Raw genomic sequence first — 16301 nt, forward strand, 5'->3', positions numbered from 1 at the left:
CGCTTTCACGAACCGTGACAAAAAGGTCGAGCCCAAATGCGTATTGGGCTCGGGCCTTGCATATGAATCACGGAATGTCGAAAAACCAATTTGTGCAATGGGGATCAATTTGACACGCTACGTGCACCCGTCAGTGTGGGGTTTTGCCCTAATCGGCGCGTTATTGCTGCAGGGTTGCGCACCCGGCTTCAGTTCTGTGTCGGCCTACGAGGCCGACCAGAGCCTGCCGCCGGAATTTCAGTACCTGCCAGCCGACGGCGCACCAGACGGGGTAATTACCTCGATTTCGCCTGCACTCATCCGCGCGATGGCCCAGACGCAGCCCACCGCGGTGCCTTCCGAGGTGAAGGCGCTTTTCGGCGAGGCTCCGGTCTACACCATCGGACCTGGCGACGTGGTGGGCGTGATCGTCTACGACCACCCGGAGCTGCTCCCCAACGCGGGCGCAGTGATCACGCAGCAGGCCGACCCCACAGGCATCAGCGTCGCGCCCGGCTTCATCGTCGGTGCCGACGGGCAGATCACCTTTCCCTACATTGGCCGGGTCAAGCTCCAGGGGCTGACCGAGATCGAGGCTTCCGATCTCATCGCAAAGCGCATTGCGGTCTACATCAAGGATCCGCAGGTGACCGTGCGTATCCAGTCCTTCAGAAGCCGCCGCGCCTTTGTCGAGGGCGAGGTGCGAACCCCCGGGCTGCAGATCTTTACCGACGTGCCCATGACGCTGGCCGAAGCCATCAGCCGTGCCGGCGGCATCACTGCAAACGGCGACCGTTCATTCGTCACGCTGCAGCGCGGTGGCAAGTCCACGCTCATCAACCTGACGAATCTCCAGGATGCGGGCGCCGACGCGAGCCAGATCCCGCTGCGCAACGGCGACGTGATCCAGGTGCGGAACCGCGACGAGAGCAAGGTGTTCGTCATGGGCGAAATCTCCCGCCCCTCGGCGCTGCTCATGCACAACGGACGGCTCAGCCTGAACGAGGCGCTCGGCGAGGCGGGCGGGCCCAATTTGGCCTCGGCCAACACCGGGCAGGTCTACGTCATTCGCAACAACGCGAGAGGCTTGCCGGCGATCTTTCACCTGAACGCAAAGAACCCTGCCGCCCTGGCGCTGGCCGAGCGCTTTCCGCTCCAGCCACGCGACGTGGTCTACATCGATTCCGTACCGCTCGTGACCTGGAACCGCCTGGCCAGCCTGATCCTGCCGGCGGCACAAGTCATCAATGCGGGCGACGAGGTCTGGAGCCGCCACAGATGAAATCCATCCTGACAGTCTGCATCGGCAACATCTGCCGAAGCCCGATGGCCGAGGGCATCCTCGCCGCCGGTTTACCGCATCTTCGCGTGGTGTCGGCGGGTACGGGCGCGCTCGTCGGCAAGCCAGCCGACACCACCGCGCAAAGGCTCATGCACCAGCGCGGCATCGACATCTCGGCCCACGTGGCGCAACAGGTGAGCCAACTGCTGTGCCGGCAGGCCGACCTGATCCTCGTGATGGACATGGAGCAGCGCCGTTACCTCGAAGCGGCCTACCCCTTTGTGCGCGGCAAGGTCTTTCGCATTGCCGAAGCCGCCAAGCAGGACGTGCCCGACCCCTACCGGCAGGACGAGGCCGCTTTCGAACATGCACTGGCCCTCATCGACGTGGGCGCCAGGACCTGGATCGATCGCATTCTGAAAATTACAAAACCCGAGCAGCAACCGACATGAACGCACCCCAGCAAGCCGCCCTGCCGATGCCAGCGCTGGAAGAAGAGGGCGAAGGATTCAATCTCGTCGAGTACCTGGACATCCTCGTAGACAACCGCTGGCTCATTGCCATCGTTACCGCGGCGACGTTGTTCCTTGGCTTTGCCTATGCCTTTTTCGGAAAGCCCATGTATGAGGCCAACGTGGCAGTGCAGGTGGAAGACTCAGGCAACTCTGCGGGCAGTTTCCTCGGTGATGCCGCCTCTTCGCTGCTGAGCGTGAAGACGCCCGCAGCGGGCGAAATCGAAATCATCAAGTCGCGCGCGATCCTGGCGCAGGCGGTGGAAAACACCAAGCTCTACATCAGCGCGCAACCTCGCTATGCGCCCGTGGTTGGAAGTTGGCTTTCGCGCCGCGCAACCGAGCTTTCGAACCCCGGCTTCATGGGGTTCTCGGGCTACGTGACCGGAACCGAGAAGATCGTCGTCCCCCAGTTCGACGTGCCGGCCGATCTTGAAGAGCAACAGTTTTCGCTGACTGTGCAGGCCGACAACCGTTACGAACTGGCTCACCCCGGCATCGAAACCCCGCTCAAGGGCACAGTGGGAACCCCCCTGGTCGCCAATCTTCCGGGCGGCAACTTGCGGCTCCTGGTGAGCTCCATCAGCGCCAAACCGGGCGCGCAGTTCCAACTGGTCAGGTTTTCGAAGCAACTGACGCTGCTGTCGTTGCAGGACGGACTCAAGGTTGTCGAGAAGGGCAAGCAGTCGGGCGTGATCGACGTCAGCTGGAAGCATCCGAGTCCTGAAAAGCTGACGCAGCTCCTCAATGAAATTGGCCGCCTGTATGTTCGCCAGAACATCGAGCGCAAGGCTGCCGAGGCAGAAAAGACCTTGGGCTTTCTCGACACCGCGCTGCCGCAGTTCAAGAAGCAACTCGAGCAATCGGAAGACCTCTACAACCGCTACCGGAACGAGAACGGCACCGTCAGTCTCGACGACGAGGCGAAAAACGCCCTGACGCAGACGGTCGACCTTCAATCGAAACTGCTCGAGGCCCAGCAGAAGCGGCGTGAACTCTCGGCACGCTTTACCGACAAGCATCCGAGCATCCAGACGCTGGACACGCAGATTGCCGCGTGGAAGGGCGAAATTGCTTCGGTCGATTCGCGGATCCGCAAGATGCCGCTGCTTCAGCAGAACACCGTTCAGATGCAACGCGACATCAAGGTCAACACCGACCTCTATGTATCGCTTCTCAACAGTTCGCTGCAGATGCGGCTCGCCAAGGAGGGCAAGGTCGGCAACGTGCGGCTGCTGGACGACGCCATCGTTCCGGAAGAGCCCGTCTGGCCCAAGCGGCCGCTGATTCTTGCGCTGGCGCTGCTCGTGGGGTTGATGGCCGGCGTGGCCGCCGCCATTGCCAGGAACTCGTTCTTTGGCGGCATTCGCAACCCGAGCGAGATCGAAATGCACACGGGGCTCAACGTCTACAGCAGCATCCCGCTGAGCGGCGCCCAGCGAATGATCGACAAGAGCATCGAGAACAAGGCGCCGGGCCTGCATATCCTTGCGCTGCAGCATTCGGAAGATCCCGCGGTCGAGAGCCTGCGCAGCCTGCGAACCGCCCTGCAGTTCGCCATGCTGGAAGCGCCCAACAACCGCCTGCTCATCTCCGGCGCGACCCCCGGGGTCGGGAAGACTTTTGTTTCGGTCAATTTCGCGGCAATTACCGCGGCATCGGGCAAGAAGGTTCTCCTGGTCGATGCCGATTTGCGCAAGGGGCGGGTTAATCAATTCTTCTCAATGTCCCGATCTTCCGGGCTGTCCGAACTGATTGCCGGCACATTGAGCCCTGAAAAAGCCATTCGCCCGTCGGTCCTGCCGAATCTTGACGTCATAACAACCGGTGTGCTTCCGCCAAACCCGGCTGAATTGCTTCTGAGCGACTCTTTTTCGCATCTTTTGGAAAAACTGTCGCCAGGCTACGACTTGGTAATCATCGACACGGCGCCCGTGCTGGTGGCTGCAGACACCTCTTCAGTAGCGCCGCTCGCCGGCTCGCTGCTGCTCGTCGCCCGTGCGGAGAAAACCCAGCTCGGCGAATTGAACGAGAGCGTCAGAAGACTGGCGCATGCGGGCTGTGCGGCCAATGGCGTTATTTTGAATGCTATGGACTTATCGCGCCGCCACGCCGGCAGCAGTAGTTATAAATACGGCGGTTACCGTTACATACACTATAAATACAAAAACAACAGGGATACCACCTAGGCAGTGGAAAGATATCTGGGAAAATTAGGACAGAGTGTGGAATTTATCACTTGTCGCACTAATTTGGTGCTTTTGCTCAAAGGCTAATTATAAAGGCCTAGGGTCAAGTACTTCGTTCTTTTGTATTACGTGGTTGAGTCGCTTGGACTGCGCAATGGTTTTTGTGCGCAGCATCCTTCAAGGCTCCCGGGCCAAGCCGTATCGGGCTTGATGCCCGCGCCGCAACTTATCACCGACCCGAGAGGGGCAAGCGTTTGCTTGTAAGACGAAAGGTGCTCCAGCAATGAGAGTTCTTAAGCTGAAAACTTGCTTCCGCTTCAATTGCGAAGGCGGGGAATTCCTATGACAAATTTTCGTCCCGAGGAATTGACCGCCCCAATGAGCGAGGAAATGCATACCGAATTTTCAGATCCGGCGTGGGAAGGAATTCGTCACTCGGCCATGCTGCGGGCCGGTAAAAGAGCGGTCGATATTGCGGCTTCGCTTTTCTTTTTTACCGCTTTCGGTTGGCTTTATGTCTTGCTTGCCATCGGCGTTTTTCTCACTTCCGGAGCCCCTGTCCTGTATTCGCAGCCGCGGTACGGCCGGGGAGGGCGCGTGTTCAAGTTCTACAAGTTCCGCTCCATGCTGCCCAACTCCGCTCAGATTCTGGAGGAGCACCTGAAGAACGACCCTGTGGCGCGCCAGCAATGGGACGACTATCAAAAGCTCGAGAACGATCCCCGCATCACCCGCTTTGGCAAGTTCATCCGCAAGACCAGTCTGGATGAATTGCCGCAGTTCTGGAACGTGCTGGTGGGAGACATGAGCCTGGTCGGGCCCCGGCCCTGCATGCTGGATCAAAAGGGGCTGTATGGCGCCGACTGGTCGTTCTATTGCGCGGTGCGGCCGGGCATTACCGGTTTATGGCAAGTCAGCGGCCGCAACCAGCTGAGCTACAAAAAACGCGTGGCCCTGGACGTGAGCTACGTCGAGACGCTTTCCGTGGGCAGGGATATCGCCATCTTCATCCGCACCATTTGGGTGGTTGCGGTGGGCCACGGTTCGAGATGAAACCGATTTGAAGATGAAAAAGATCCTGATCTGCGCGGTACCTTTCAGCGACAACCTGGGAGACGGGGTAATCGCGGCATCGCTGGCTCATATTGCGGGCATGAAGTATCCGCGCGCCAGCGTCGAGTTTCTGGACATTGCCGGCCGTGTGGGCTTCGAAGAAGAAAACCTGCGGGGTGGGGGCGCTTTCCGTGTCTTCGCAAAGCTGCCCTCACTGCTGCGCTCGCTGATCGTTTTTCTTTACTGCCTCAAGGGCTACTTTCTCGTCTGGCGAAAAAACTGGAAAGCGGCGGTCAGCGATGCGGACCTGATCGTCATTGGCGGCGGCCAGCTCTTTTGCGACGTGGCGCTCAATTTTCCGGCAAAGCTTTTTCTGCTGAGCCGGCTGCTGCGTGGCAAGCGCGTGGTGGTGGTGTCGGTCGGGGTTACCGCACGCTGGTCATTTTGGGGGCGGTTCCTGGTCAAGCGATTCATCGGGAATGCAAGGCCGGTTTTTTACTCCACGCGCGACAAGGAATCGGCGAACAACCTGCATAGGCATTTCGGAATTCCAAGGGGCAGCATCAGGGTCGTTCCCGATCCGGCGCTCGTTTGCGCCGATGCGTTTTCGCAGGAGCTCTCGGCAGAGAAGAACTGGGACATCGGCATCTGCGTCAGCAGCCTCGATGCCCTGGTAATGAACTCCGAATACGCAAACGCCAACTCGACGGAGTCGGCCAGGTTCTTTTCGACGCTCGCCGAATCGTTGCGGGCCGAGGGAAAGCGGGTGCTGTATTTCACCAATGGCGCTTCTGAAGACAACAAGATCCTGAACGAGATTTCTTCGGAATCGAACGCGCCGAAATCCAGCTTCCTGGTTCCACGGCATCCCGATGAACTGGTTTCGCTGATCAGCGCCTGTTCATGCATCGTGGCTCATCGACTGCACGCAAACATCGTTGCCTACAGCCTGAACATTCCTTCCATAGGCATGAATTGGGACAAGAAGGTCGAGTCGTTCTTCGAGCTGACGAAACGCAAGCGCTACCTCTTCGACCTGTCTCCCCGCGTGGAAAAGCTCGAGGCTTCGGTGCTCGGCATGTTGAATGAAAAAACTCCGGACCGGCAAACACTCGATCTGCTCAGAGGCGAAGTGGTTGCCGGAATTCATGCCTTGATCTGACTGCGCAGGCCATGAAAATATTGCACATTGCCGAGACCCTCAAGGGCGGGCTGGAGACTTATCTGCGGATGGTTTCCGGCTTTCAGCAGAACTCCCCCGTGATTACCCAGGCGAAGTTCGTTTTGCCCGGACCGGTGGAATGGCTCAGTTCGCAAGACACCCATGTGGTGCCCACAGCCCGCAGTCCCCTGGCGCTCGCAAATTACGCGGCTGAGGTCAGGAAGATCATCCGGACGGAGCGGCCGTCGGTTCTGCATCTCCACAGTTCGATTGCCGGCGGGGTCGTTCGCGCCATGGCGCTGCTCGGCCAGGTGCCGCAAGAGACAAAAATCGTCTACTGCTCCCATGGCTGGGCTTTCGACCAGATCGGTCCTTCGTACAAGAAGTCGATCTATCGCTGGGCCGAATGGCTGCTTTCTTATTGGACGGACGCAATCATCTGCATCAGCGACCACGAACTGCGCATCGCAGAAAAATTCGGCATCAAGCGGTGCCGGTGCATTCCGAACGGAATCACCCCCGCGGCGCTTGGCCACGAGCAACCGGCCGCTGCAAAGGAAATCTCCACGCGGCAAAGGCAGATCTTGTTCGTCGGTCGTCTCGACCGGCAAAAGGGCATCGACTTGCTGCTTGATTCTTATGCCCGTGTGCGGCCGAAGTTCAAGCTGACAATTGTCGGAGGTGCTGTTCGCAACGATCTTTCCCTCGCTCATTCGAGCGAGATCGAGTTCAAAGGGTGGCTCGAGAAAGATGATCTCGATGCCGCGTACAGGTCTTGCGACGCAGTGATCGTGCCGTCCAGATGGGAAGGCTTCGGCTTTGTGGCGGTGGAGGCAATGGCGCGGAGCAAACCGGTTTTTGCCTCCGCTGTGGGCGGTCTGGTCGACATCATCGAAGACACGAAAAACGGCCGGCTGTTTCCGCTCGATCGCCTGGATGAAGCGCTGCGCGAAATCGATCAGATCCCGAGCGAAGACCTGGTGCGTATGGGGCAGACCGGGCGCGAGATCTTCGAGAAGAAATACACCGCTGACCGCATGAACTCGGCGATTGTCGATCTCTACAAGGAGTCGGTGTTGTGATGACGATTTCATCCATGCGCGAAATCGCCAGGCTGTTCTGCACACTGGCTGTGCTTGCTGCGGTTTCGCTCCCGGCCCAGGCGCGGGGCGTGAGCGAACTGAGCACCGAATACCCGACGGCACTCAGTGTGCAGATCGATCCGAGCGACATCTCGGACGAAGACCTGAACGAAATCCGGGCGGCGGGGTTCGAGTTTGTGCGGTTCGGGGTTCGGCCACCGCTGAAGAGCGTCAACCCCGCAATGATCGACTACTCGAAGCTGATCCGGCGCGTGCGCAATGCCAGGCTCGAAGCCATCGTGACGCTGTTCGGCGGCAAGGAAATCTGGGGACATGACCAGTCGGACATGCGGGCCGGCGGCCAGAGAGAAAAGCTGTTCGCAACTTTTGCGGCCGAGTTCATGAACGCGCATTCCACCGATGTGGCGGTGTGGGAGCTTTGGAACGAGCCCGATCACAAGACCTTTTTGAACCCGGCGCTTTTTTCGAACTTTGAAACCGCCACCGCCGAGTTCTGCCGCAGCATCGCGCAGCTGAAGAATCCGCCCAAAGTCGTCATGGGTTTCGGCTTTGCGAAGCTTCCCTTCAACCAGGGGCAGGTTCCACCGCAACTTGAAAACGCTTTTGTCTCGGGTGCCAAGGCCAATTGCCTGACGGACGTCTCGATCCATCCATACCGCTCCGTTCCCGAGACAGCCATTGCCGACTACGAAAAGCTGCGCGCGAAACTGGACCAGCTGCAACTCGGCAAGGTCGGCATCGTCGCTTCGGAATGGGGCTATGCGTCTTACTTGCCGGTGCGAGACCGCAACGCACAGGCTTCGCTGATCTTGCGCGAGTACCTTACCAATGTTGCCGCCGGCATCAAGCTATTGAATCTCTATGCCTGGAAGGACCGCGGAACGTCGGTCGTTTCGAGAGAAGACAACTTCGGGCTCAAATCCAAGGGGGGTGAAAAAAAAGAAGCCTTCTCCAGCCTTTCCGAATTTCTCAAGATCGCCAGAAACTCCAGGAAGGTTTCTTACGACAGCGCCTCCGGCCTGAACAAGCTGGTGCTGAGCCGAGGAAGTTCGTTGCTGCATGTGGTGTGGACGCAGAGCTCGGAGCAAAACGTTCTGATTGCTGCCGAGAAGGGCAAGAAGTGCACGCGCGTCGACTTCTTTCCGCAAGTGCGGCACGGCAGTTGTGGCAGTCCGGTCGATGGGGGCTTTGCCGCCAAGGCAAGCGCTTATCCGGTCCTGTTCTCGCTGTCGGACCAGTGAATGGCGTCGTTCGCGGGAATTCGAAAACGCCTGGGCGGTCCGATCTATGCAGTTGCAGACCAGTGCATCTATAGCGCGAGCCAACTGCTGCTGAGCTTTGCCTTGGCGCGGGCGCTGTCGCCCTCGGACTTTGGCATTGCTTCGGCGTTCCTCGCGATTGTCAGCTTCCAGTACATCCTGCATACAGCGGTGGTGCACGAGCCGCTGCTGATCAAGCGCTATTACGCGAGTCGCTCCGCGGCCTGGTGGAGCTGGGTGCTGGTTGCAGCGGTGTCGATGGCGGGCTTTCTGGTGTGGCAGTTCGCCGGCTTTCCAGGCCCGCTCAGTTGGGCCGGCGTGGCCCTGATCATTGGCTACGAAATTTTCTGGATCTCTCGCAGCATCCTGCTGGTGGGGCGCAGGTTCGCCGTGCTTTGCATATCGGGCGTGTTGATCGGCATTGGCTATGTAGCCGTGCTGATCGGCCTGAAACCCGCTTCATGGACGCAGGCCCTGATTTGGATTGCCATTGTCCAGTTGCCGTTTTCGGTTCTGATTGCCGGCAGCCTGAAGAACGTGATTGCGCCGCTGCCGCCAGCCGCCGATACGCAGGCACTGACCCTCAAGGAGGCGTCTGCCTATGGGTGGAAGGCGAGCCTGTCGCAGCTCATGAGCTGGATCATGACCGGGGGCGCCATTCTGCTGCTGGGCTCTTCGGCGGATTCCGCGCAGGGCGGTTTGCTGAAGATCTACATCACCTTTTTACTGCCCATGCAGTACGTGCTCCTCGCACTCGGCTACTACATCCTGCCCAAGCTCGCGGCCACGTGGAAGTCGGACCATCGGCAGGACGCTTTTCGGCTCTTCATCAAGTTTGTCGTCTTCGGATTCGTGGTCGCGGAAATCGGTGGCGTCTTGCTGGGCCTGCTGGGACCGCACCTGGTGGTGCTGGCATTCGGCAAGAACTACGGTGGAATGGACTTCTCGCCGTTTTTCTACGCGCCCGCGATCTTCGGGCTCACGATGTGCCTGCGGACAGGGTTCAGGGCCGCGGCTCGGCCGGGCGCTCTTTTGTGGTGCTCGATCTTCGGCGCGCTGGTGTTCGCTGCCTGCATGCTCATGGCCAAGCCGCCAATCTCTTACATCCAGACCATCAACGCCATGACGCTGGGCTTTGCCTGCATGGCGGTGGCAATGATCACGTGGCTGTTTTTCATCATGCGCGGGCCCGCCGCGCCGCAGACTCGCTGAACCTGGCGGCGCAAGCAGCGGAACAGGGAGCGGAGCAAGCGGAAGGGCGCGAGCCCTAGCGCCGTTCGAACTTCAGGATGTTGTCGCCTGTGCCCGGAGCGCCGCTGTCGGGCGGCGCGAACTTGAAGGCGCTCGGGTCGCGAGCGGATGTCATTTCGTAAAGCGGGTGGATGCGGCCGAGGCGCGCACCGCCGTCGCGCACCAGCGGCGCCCATGCGAAGTTGGCGGTGAACTTGTTCGAGCGCGGCAGCAGCGCATCGAAGGGCACCGAGATGTAGATACCCTTGTCGAAGCTGCCCTCGCCGAACTGCCTTGCCGATATGTTGGTCTTGGTGGCGTAGGCGCCGAGCACCACGCCGTTGTCGAAGCGGCGGCTGATGTCGATGGTGACCCCGCGATCGCCCGCCAGGTACTGCCCCGCGCTGATCTTGGCCAGGATGCCGTTCCAGCCGGTGTCCCAGTAGAGCGTGGCATGCCCTGTGTTCACCTTGTAGTCGCGCAAGCCGAAGTCCTGCTCGAAGTCGCGCTGCCGCACATGGTTGAAATCGACGCCCACGGCCAGCCGGCTGCGCCATGGCCGATAGAGCCATTCCGCGCCGACGCCCGCATACATGCTTTCGAGCGCACCGCCGTACACGCTGTAGTACTGGTTGTCCGTCAGCCGGCCAACGTGCGTCAGCTGCAGCACCGGCATGGTCAGGCGCTTTGTAGTGACGTACTCGCGCTGGAGCGTTCGTACCCGGGGCAGGTTGCTGGGCGCCGTGTAGGTGAACTTGTCGAAGTTGTCGAGCAGGCGCAGGTTCAGCGCACCATTCACCCACGTGCTCGGCGTGAAGCGGTATTCGGCAACCGCCTGCACGCCGATCTGGTACAGCACGAAAGCGTTGGGGCCGCCCAGGATCTGGCCGAGGCTGGGCGTCAGGCCGATGCTGAATTTCGACGTGTTGCGCTCCCACGGTGCCAGTGCCTTGTTGTCGTCAGCAATGCCGGGTGCGTCCCTGGACGCAATGGCCGCATTGGCGTTCGGAATATTAGCGGGCTGAAAGTCGGCGCCGATGGGAGGGGGGGCGTAGTCGCGCTGGCTGGCTGCGCGAGCCTCGCTCGGCGTCTGCGCCTGGTAGTGCGCCGTCACCCATTCGTTGCGGTCGACCACTTGCGCATGCATCGGCAAGCCGCGTTCGGAGTAGTGCAGCACGAAGTTCTTGATCGAACCAGGCGCATCGCGATGCAGCACGGCAATGATCTGCTCGACACGCGCGTTGCGGTAGACGGTGGCGCTCTCGGTGATCCACACGTGCAGCATCTGGCCCTGGGGGGCAATGCGCTGAATGGTCCACTCGGTGCGGCTCTCGATGTCGGCAGCGGTGGCTGCCCAGCCTGGAGAAGTGGCGGGTGGCGTCGGCGAAAAGCGAGGCGGCGGTGCATCCGCCGTCTTGGGCATCTGCATGATCGCCAGGTTGGTCTGCAGCGTAAGGCCCACCATCACCTTGTTGCCGCGCTCCAGGCCCGCTGAAAAGGTGACGCCGGGGGCGTAGCGGTACTCGAGACCGAAGTTGATGGGCGAGCGCCGCGGCTGGTCGTTGTTGAGCGGCTCGTTCTTGTAGTTGTTGCCCTCGAATTCGAGCTTGAGCGTCAGCGGGTCCCAGGGCGTGCGCCATTGCACGCCGCCAAAGAGTGCGGTGGGTCCGCGAAAGAGCCGGCCGAAGTTGGCGCCACCCCACGTCGTCTCGCTGACGCGAGTCTTGAAGCGGCTGCTCAGCACGCCGAACGGGTTGCTGATGTTTCCACTGCTGCCCATGTAGCCCCAGCCGATGCCGAGGCTGAAGTCCAGGTCGCCATGCCGCTTGCTTGCCACGAGGTATTCGGACGAAAAGAGACCGGTACCGCCGATGTCGCGAAAGCCCAAAGCCACCTCGGGAAGGTAGGCCGACTCTTTCCAGAGCCGCGCCTTGAAGTCGATGCTCTTGTCCTTGTAGTCCTGATTGCTCAGGCCGATGCCGTAGATGCGGTTGCCGATGGATGTGTAGCGGAACCCGGCTTCCAGCCAGTCCAGCGGCTGGAACATCACGTTCAGCCGCGTATAGGGCGAGACGTGTGTGATGGACGTGCGCATGTCGCCTGTCTGGCCCATGCGCGCAGAAGGCGTTTGCAGCAGGCCGGTTTCACCCCAGTCGTTGCCGCTGGGCTGCAGCGGGCGGTACTGCGGTGCCGCCTCGGGGCGCACCGAAACGGCGGTGGGCTGGAAGGGCGCAGCTGGCGGTGCGGGCTCGGCCGGCGGAGTGGCCGCAGCTTCGGGTGCGGGTGCCGCAGGGGCCGCAGTAGCAGTGCCTTGCGGCGACGGTCCCTGCGTAGCCAGGAACTTGATCAGCCCTTCCGAGGCTGCCTCGAGGTCGTCCATGCCGCGAGGTGCCGCCCACACCCAGGCACCGGGTGCCGGCTCATCGGACGGATGTGCGTTCCACGTTGCCATGCCGACACGCGCGGTGCGCCCGTCGGGCTGTGCCACCCATGCCCAGTCATGCTTGCCCTCAGGCGCGCAAGCAGCCACATAGTCCCACGCCGTGCGGCCAGGTTCATGGGCCACCTGGCAGAGCCGCCCGTCGGGCTGCACTACCGAAATGGTGTTCAAGAGCGGCGGTGGCGCAACAAGTTGCTGGCCGGCCGTGAGCACCGGGTCTTCTTCAGGGTGCGCCTCGAGCCAGCGAGGGTCCACGATGCCGAGTGCAACGCGCCCTGTGACGGGTAGGTTCTGCAGCCATGCAATCAGCTGCTGGCGTGGTGCCTGCTCCTGCCTCGGTGCGCGCCGCCTTGCGGCCTCTAGCCGCAGCAGCACCTGGTTCTTCAGGAATTGCTGCGCAAGCCGCTCCTGCGGAATGCGCCAGGACAGGCCTGGGGCGGCCGTTTCCTGCGGCTGCCGCAGCAGCCAGGTGCTCAGGCGCTCGCCCGGGCGAATGTCGCTGTCGTTGACGGGGGGCTTGTTGTCGACGGGGCCGCTGCCCAGCGGTTGGGCTGAGGCTGCGCAACTCGCCGCGAGCGCGCAAGCCGCCACAGCGCGAAGGGGCCAGGGGTGTTTGCCGAAGCCACGAAGAAGCAGGCCGCTCATGTACCAGCGCTCGCCGCTGCGACGGGTGCTGGAGAAGAAGGCGTCCACTGCTCGAAGCTCATACACAGATCATTGGAAATACATTGCTCGGAATAAACGACCCGAGGTGTGCCGCCCGCTTGCGAGACGCCGAAGCGCGCGGGAGGCAGCGAGGCGCTTGCCGGACGAGAAATGCTGCGCTCTTCATACCAGCGCAGGGAAGCAGCAGCCGTGCCAGCCAAGGCGGTTTGCTGCGGCGCGGCAATCGGCGCCAGCACGACCTCGTCGCGAACGCCGAACCGGTAGCCGGGCATCATGTCGCGCTGGCGTTGATAGGTTTTTACAGACGACGTGGCGGCGGCATCTGCGCTCCAGGCGGGCAGGCCTGAAAACCGCACCTCCCGCCAGTCGGTGGAAAGTCCGGTGGTTCCGACCAATCGTCCGTCGAGCAGCCTGACAATCTCGCCGCTGCCGCTATACCAGACCTCGACCGCGCCCTCCGGGCGCTTGTCGATATAGCCGAGCACCATGAAGACCGTCTGGTCGCCGGTGGCGACGCGCAAATAGCGGTAATTGGGATTAAAGGCCGGCGGGGGCGCCGAAGCAGGGCCACTGTAAATATGCCGCGCTGTTGCCAGCATGGCAGAAGATCCGGAAGAACAGCCGCCAATGCCCAAAAGAAATGCCGCCAAAAGACAGCATTCAACAAGTCGCGTGGCGAGGCCAGCGCGCGGACTATTCAGCGAATGCCCTCCCTTCCGGAGGGCGCCCACGACTAATTCGTGCCGGTCGTACCTGTGCCGGTGCCGCCCGTGCCGCCGGTGCCACTGCCACCACCGCTGTTGCCTCCGTTGCCACTGGCCACAGCCGCTGCCAAGCCAACGCTCGCAGCAACGCCGCCAGCCTGCCCGGCGGTAATACGGCCGAATGCGGAGTTGGTTGCGCCAGTAGCGCTTGCCGGCTGGGCAACGGGTGTTTGAACGGGGGGTGTCGGGGTCGGGGCCGGGGTTTGCGCCAGAGCCGAAGAAATGCTCAAGGCTGCAATGACGGTTGCGAACACCAATGGCTTAATTCTCATGGCAAACTTCCTCTCAAATTGACGATTAACAGTTGAGAGAAGATTAGCAGCTAGCGAAGTGTGCCGCAACTAATTTAGCCTTTTGCAACCATTTGCCGTGCAAATCGTTGTGACGAAATGTCGTCTAAATAAGTTGCAAATAAATACTAATTAATTGTTCTTAGTTGATCTTCCCAAGCGTCTGGCGGCAGCGCATTCGCACGTGCTCCAGGCTGGCGGCGTTGAATATGCCCGCAACAGCCCGCTACAATCGCCGGTTGACCCTGCTCCAGCGAAGAAGACTTAGAGGATCCCCATGAGTGACATGACCTCCGGTTCCCCCCGGATCGACACAAGCAAGCGGACGTGGTTAATCGCATCCAGCTGTGCCGGCGTAGCGGGAGGCGTGGCCACCGCGATTCCCTTCGTAAGTACTTTCCAGCCCTCCGAAAAGGCCAAGGCCGCGGGCGCTGCGGTCGAGGTAGATATTGCCGGCCTCAAGGTCGGCGAGAAGATCACCGTCGAATGGCGCGGCAAGCCGGTTTGGATTCTCAAGCGTTCGCCCGAGCAGGTGGCCGAGCTCGCCAAGCTCGACGGCCAACTGGCCGATCCGCTCTCCAAGCGGCATCCCGACGAGTTCACCCCCGAATACGCGCAAAACCAGCACCGCTCCATCAAGCCCGAGGTGCTGGTGGTCGTGGGTATCTGCACCCACCTCGGCTGTTCGCCTGTCGACCGCCTCCAGGCCGGGCCGCAGCCTTCGCTGCCAAACGACTGGGAGGGGGGCTTCCTGTGCCCCTGCCATGGCTCCACGTTCGACCTGGCTGGCCGCGTCTTCAAGAACAAGCCCGCGCCTGACAATCTGCCGGTGCCTCCGCACATGTACGTGTCAGACACCAAGTTGCTCATTGGCGAAGACAAGAAGGCCTGAGGCAGAAGAAGAACATGGCTGAATTCCACGAAATTTCCCCCAACGCGCCTGCCGGCGAGAAGCTGCTCAACTGGGTTGACAACCGCTTCCCCCTGACCAAGCTCTGGAACGACCAGTGGGGCAAGTACTACGCGCCGAAGAACTTCAACTTCTGGTACATCTTCGGCTCGCTCGCGATGCTGGTCCTCGTGATCCAGATCGTGACCGGCATCTTCCTGGTGATGCACTACAAGCCCGACGCGAACCAGGCGTTCGCATCGGTCGAGTACATCATGCGCGACGTGCCCTGGGGCTGGCTCATCCGCTACATCCACTCGACGGGCGCCTCGGCGTTCTTCATCGTGGTGTACCTGCACATGTTCCGCGGCCTCATGTACGGCAGCTACCGCAAGCCGCGCGAGCTGATCTGGGTCTTCGGCTGCGCGATCTTCCTGTGCCTGATGGCCGAAGCCTTCATGGGCTACCTGCTGCCGTGGGGCCAGATGTCGTACTGGGGCGCCCAGGTCATCGTGAACCTGTTTGCCGCCATTCCGTTCGTCGGCCCTGACCTCGCGTTGCTGATTCGCGGCGACTATGTGGTGAGCGATGCAACGCTCAACCGCTTCTTCAGCTTCCACGTGATTGCTGTGCCGCTGGTGCTGCTCGGCCTCGTGGTGGCCCACCTGATCGCGCTGCACGAAGTGGGTTCCAACAACCCCGACGGCATCGAGATCAAGGCAAACCGCGGCCCCGATGGCCATCCGCTCGACGGCATCCCGTCGCATCCGTACTACACGGTGCACGACATCTTCGGCGTGGTGGTGTTCCTCACCATCTTCTCTGCGGTGATCTTCTTCGCGCCGGAAGCCGGTGGGTACTTCCTCGAGTACAACAACTTCATTCCGGCCGACTCGCTCAAGACGCCCAACCATATTGCGCCGGTCTGGTACTTCACGCCGTTCTATTCGATGCTGCGTGCAACCACCGACGACATGGTCAACGTGTTCGCGCTGATCATCGGCCTTGCCGCCGTCCTGAACTTCATCAAGGGCAAGTCGGGCACCGCGCTGAAAATCGCGGCCATCGTTGCGGCGGCCGTGGTCATCTTCCTGCTCAAGGCTTTCGACGCCAAGTTCTGGGGCGTGGTCGTGATGGGCGGCTCGGTCATCATCCTGTTCTTCCTGCCCTGGCTGGACAAGAGCGAAGTCAAGTCGATCCGCTATCGTCCGAGCTGGCACAAGTACGTCTACGGCGTCTTCGTGTTCTTCTTCCTGATCCTGGGCTACCTGGGTATCCAGGCACCCGGCGTCTGGGGCAACCTGGTCATCGGCTCGTTCGTGCTGGACATCGCGCAGACCATTTCGCAGATCGGCACGCTTCTCTACTTCGGTTTCTTCCTGCTCATGCCCTGGTGGAGCAGCAAGGGCGAGTTCAAGCCTGTGCCTGACCGCGTGACCTTCGCCGCCCATTGAGAAGCCCAAGAGAGCTCGAGAGAAACACG

The 16301-nt window shown here is 61.1% G+C and carries 12 protein-coding genes; 10 read left to right on the forward strand and 2 right to left on the reverse strand.

Going from position 1 to position 16301, the window contains the following annotated elements; all coding sequences use genetic code 11:
- The first annotated feature begins 97 nt into the window (after positions 1–97).
- From J2X67_RS01165 to J2X67_RS01200, 8 genes are all read left to right on the forward strand, one after another.
- On the forward strand, positions 98–1261 hold the full coding sequence (locus J2X67_RS01165) for a polysaccharide biosynthesis/export family protein (RefSeq protein WP_309949740.1): 1164 nt from the start codon (positions 98–100) through the stop codon (positions 1259–1261).
- Positions 1258–1713: a low molecular weight protein-tyrosine-phosphatase gene (locus J2X67_RS01170; RefSeq protein WP_309949741.1), complete on the forward strand. Its 456-nt coding sequence runs from the start codon at positions 1258–1260 to the stop codon at positions 1711–1713. Before J2X67_RS01165 ends, J2X67_RS01170 begins: the two co-directional genes overlap by 4 nt.
- The gene (locus tag J2X67_RS01175) at positions 1710–3962 is read left to right on the forward strand and encodes a polysaccharide biosynthesis tyrosine autokinase (protein ID WP_309949742.1); all 2253 of its coding nucleotides are present in this window, start codon (positions 1710–1712) and stop codon (positions 3960–3962) included. Before J2X67_RS01170 ends, J2X67_RS01175 begins: the two co-directional genes overlap by 4 nt.
- Positions 3963–4304: 342 nt before the next feature.
- Entirely contained in the window at positions 4305–5015 is a 711-nt protein-coding gene (locus J2X67_RS01180) for a sugar transferase (RefSeq protein WP_309949743.1), read from the forward strand.
- Positions 4990–6177 (forward strand): polysaccharide pyruvyl transferase family protein, encoded by a 1188-nt coding sequence (locus tag J2X67_RS01185; protein WP_309949744.1) that lies wholly within the window; start codon positions 4990–4992, stop codon positions 6175–6177. Before J2X67_RS01180 ends, J2X67_RS01185 begins: the two co-directional genes overlap by 26 nt.
- An 11-nt stretch (positions 6178–6188) precedes the next feature.
- Complete coding sequence (locus J2X67_RS01190) at positions 6189–7259, forward strand: glycosyltransferase (RefSeq protein ID WP_309949746.1); 1071 nt, start codon at positions 6189–6191, stop codon at positions 7257–7259.
- Entirely contained in the window at positions 7259–8521 is a 1263-nt protein-coding gene (locus J2X67_RS01195) for a hypothetical protein (protein ID WP_309949749.1), read from the forward strand. The genes J2X67_RS01190 and J2X67_RS01195 overlap by 1 nt, the downstream gene beginning before the upstream one ends.
- Positions 8522–9751, forward strand: coding sequence for an oligosaccharide flippase family protein (locus tag J2X67_RS01200; RefSeq protein ID WP_309949750.1), 1230 nt, complete (start codon positions 8522–8524; stop codon positions 9749–9751).
- Positions 9752–9806: 55 nt separating this feature from the next.
- On the opposite strand, the gene J2X67_RS01205 is transcribed toward J2X67_RS01200, so the two are convergent.
- Positions 9807–12854, reverse strand: coding sequence for a YjbH domain-containing protein (locus J2X67_RS01205; RefSeq protein ID WP_409050458.1), 3048 nt, complete (start codon positions 12852–12854; stop codon positions 9807–9809).
- Entirely contained in the window at positions 12851–13474 is a 624-nt protein-coding gene (locus J2X67_RS01210) for a YjbF family lipoprotein (protein ID WP_309949755.1), read from the reverse strand. Before J2X67_RS01210 ends, J2X67_RS01205 begins: the two co-directional genes overlap by 4 nt.
- A 732-nt stretch (positions 13475–14206) precedes the next feature.
- Between J2X67_RS01210 and petA the strand changes: the two genes are divergently transcribed.
- Both petA and J2X67_RS01220 read left to right on the forward strand, forming a co-directional pair.
- The gene (gene petA, locus J2X67_RS01215) at positions 14207–14821 is read left to right on the forward strand and encodes a ubiquinol-cytochrome c reductase iron-sulfur subunit (protein ID WP_309949757.1); all 615 of its coding nucleotides are present in this window, start codon (positions 14207–14209) and stop codon (positions 14819–14821) included.
- 14 nt (positions 14822–14835) lie between these two features.
- Entirely contained in the window at positions 14836–16272 is a 1437-nt protein-coding gene (locus tag J2X67_RS01220) for a cytochrome bc complex cytochrome b subunit (protein WP_309949759.1), read from the forward strand.
- The last annotated feature ends 29 nt before the right edge of the window (positions 16273–16301 follow it).

The organism is Variovorax sp. 3319 (assembly GCF_031456585.1).
Classification (GTDB): domain Bacteria; phylum Pseudomonadota; class Gammaproteobacteria; order Burkholderiales; family Burkholderiaceae_C; genus Variovorax; species Variovorax paradoxus_P.